Below are 2,294 nucleotides of genomic sequence, written 5' to 3'. Positions count from 1 at the left end.
CACCCATCCGCCCCGAACGCCACGTCGCCCAGTCGATCGCCACCATCCGGGCTGAACTCATCTGCACTCTCGTGCGAAGGCTCCCACGATGTCCCTGCTGCCACACAAAGTTTATGACACAGTAGTACTAAGCCCTTGAAATAAATGGTCGGAGCGAGAGGATTTGAACCTCCGACCCCTAGTCCCCCAGACTAGTGCGCTAACCGGGCTGCGCTACGCTCCGACTGCCGAAAGGCTTGGTTCCTCTAACTTTTAACGGGCGCTCGCGCAACCCCTGAAATTAAGCGCGACAGGGAAAGACATCGTTGCCGATTGCCCGGAGCCGAGGATCGTGAGATTTGGGATACGAAACGGACAAGCTGCGCGAGACTTAGCAGCGGGGGTCAGTCCAGGCCTCGATGGCCTGCTTCAGACCTTCGGGCAGATCGGTCGCTGTCTCGATGTCTGGTGTTGTCCCTGAGGAAGCGAGCTCCGAAAGGAGTGCCCGGTACTTCTCGGTCTTCTCCTGGGTCGCATCGAAGCCTTCCGCCGATGCATCGTCCGGCAGGCCTGAGAACAGGCAAAGGAGAGCGAGAATAGCGCGCATGTTGTGGCTCCGCTGATGACGTTAGGGAAGTGAAGCCAAGGTGGCATTTCCACGGCAAGAGAGGTGTGCGCTAAGACACGTCAGCTCCGAACCCGAAGTCTGAACAAGACGGAAGCTTAACCATTTCCGAGAAGAAGGATAGGTAACGGCGCCGAGCCAGGATACAAATTCCCGTGAGAGCGGCCCACGGCGCCCCCAAGTGCCACAGCGCTCTCGGCAGTGGTTTCATGTCCACTGCCCCACTTTGTGTCTTTGCACACCCCGCCATCGTGCGGGGTTTTTTATTGGCGATTTCACAAGGGTCCGCGTTTCGCAAGAGCCTCGAAACCACCCCTCAGCTGCAACAGGCGATCCTCATAGGCTTTGCTCAGGCAGGTGCGGTCGCTGCCACAGCCCTCGCGCCGCTTGAGCCAGGCAACTTGCGCGTTTTCCATGTCACCGCGCGCTCCCATGCCGAGAAGAGGCTTGAGCTGCGTGTAGAGGACGGACATCTCGACATCGAGATCGTTCAAAGCTCGGTCCGCACAGACCGTTTTCTCGTCGGCCGTCTCAGCCTTGGCGCAATCAAAGCTCGCCGCTTGGACGGGCTGCCGCACCGACGTCAGGAGAATCGAGAGGACGGCGAGGCAGAACGCTTTTCCATTCATGAAATCTATCCTCGAAAGAACTCAGGCTGCAGGGAGAACGATTCCTGCCTGAGGAGGCTCCATGAATGCCTGGGGTCCTTCGGGATTGGCTTAATGGAAGGTAAATCGGACGCAGTTCAGCGGCGGAATGCCGAAGCATCGCCCGACAGGGCGAGACGCAGGCCAAGTCCGACCATGATGAGACCCGCGCATCTCTCCTGCCAGGCGATCAGGCCCGGCCGACGAGAAAGCCATTCGCCGAGCGTTCCAGTCCCGATCGCGACAGCTCCGAGAATGAAAAATCCTGAAGTCTTCTGAACACCTCCCAGAAACAGCAGCTGCGCCGTGACGGGCCACCCATTGTTCGGATCCACGAACTGAGGAAGGAAGGCGAGCATGAAGATCATGGCCTTCGGGTTGGTCAGGTTGTTGATCATGCCCTGGCGTAGCGCCGCGAGGTCCGACACCGGCTTCGGGGCTGTGCGCACAAGGCTATGGGGACCGAACGAACCGATCAAAAGCTTGGCGCCGAGCCACACGAGGTAGGCCGCGCCGCCCCATCGAAGCAGCTCGAAGGCAAGAGGCGAGGCCTTTATCAGGGAGGTGACGCCCAGGGCCAGGAGAGGAAGTTGGATGAGGCCGGCCAGCAAGGTCATGCCGATTGCGGTCAGGACGGCTGTGCGCCGGCCCTGTCCGACGCCGCGGCTCAGCAGGAGAATCATATCGGGGCCGGGGGCGAGCTGCAGGGCCAGCACGGCGGCATAGAACGTGAGAAAGGTCGAGAGGTCCGGCATGATGTAGTCTCCGCGCCAGCCATAGGCCTGCGACGGGGATCGAGGCAAGCTCTTCGAGGGCCGCCAGGGCGTCGATTGAGATGGTCTACCGTATTGCCTCACCGAAGAATGCTCCCGACACGGATGGTCGTTGCCTCATCTTCATGCTCCCGGCAAGCCTCAGGGCTCTGCGGGCACCGAGCCTTGATCCGATGACCCGAACACCATGGCCCATGCCGCATCCCGGCGCCAGATTTTCAGACGCCGCTGGAGTGTGCGCAGATGCCGCTCGGAGTACTGGTCAGGATA

At 60.5% G+C, this 2,294-nt stretch carries 3 protein-coding genes and 1 tRNA gene; all 4 read right to left on the bottom strand.

The window, feature by feature from the left end; all coding sequences use genetic code 11:
• Window positions 1-145: 145 nt before the first annotated feature.
• Window positions 146-223, bottom strand: a tRNA-Pro gene (locus FS320_RS41945).
• 147 nt (window positions 224-370) lie between these two features.
• Entirely contained in the window at window positions 371-586 is a 216-nt protein-coding gene (locus FS320_RS41940; RefSeq protein WP_152718463.1) for a hypothetical protein, read from the bottom strand.
• 293 nt (window positions 587-879) lie between these two features.
• On the bottom strand, window positions 880-1,233 hold the full coding sequence (locus FS320_RS41935; protein WP_152718462.1) for a lysozyme inhibitor LprI family protein: 354 nt from the start codon (window positions 1,231-1,233) through the stop codon (window positions 880-882).
• A gap of 116 nt (window positions 1,234-1,349) precedes the next feature.
• Window positions 1,350-2,006 carry a LysE family translocator gene (locus tag FS320_RS41930; protein ID WP_152718461.1) on the bottom strand — a complete coding sequence of 219 codons (657 nt, stop codon included), beginning with the start codon at window positions 2,004-2,006 and terminating at the stop codon, window positions 1,350-1,352.
• Window positions 2,007-2,294: the final 288 nt, after the last annotated feature.

Origin of the sequence: Microvirga tunisiensis (genome assembly GCF_009296175.1) — a bacterium.
GTDB classification, from domain to species: domain Bacteria; phylum Pseudomonadota; class Alphaproteobacteria; order Rhizobiales; family Beijerinckiaceae; genus Microvirga; species Microvirga tunisiensis.
The sequence above is the reverse complement of the archived record's forward strand: the minus strand, read 5'-3'. Positions and strand labels throughout refer to the sequence as shown.

Bases quoted from the DNA above. Each gene is read 5' to 3' on its own strand.
- FS320_RS41930 (WP_152718461.1), bottom strand. From the start codon at position 2,006: ATGCCGGACCTCTCGACCTTTCTCACGTTCTATGCCGCCGTGCTGGCC.
- FS320_RS41935 (WP_152718462.1), bottom strand. From the start codon at position 1,233: ATGAATGGAAAAGCGTTCTGCCTCGCCGTCCTCTCGATTCTCCTGACG.
- FS320_RS41940 (WP_152718463.1), bottom strand. From the start codon at position 586: ATGCGCGCTATTCTCGCTCTCCTTTGCCTGTTCTCAGGCCTGCCGGAC.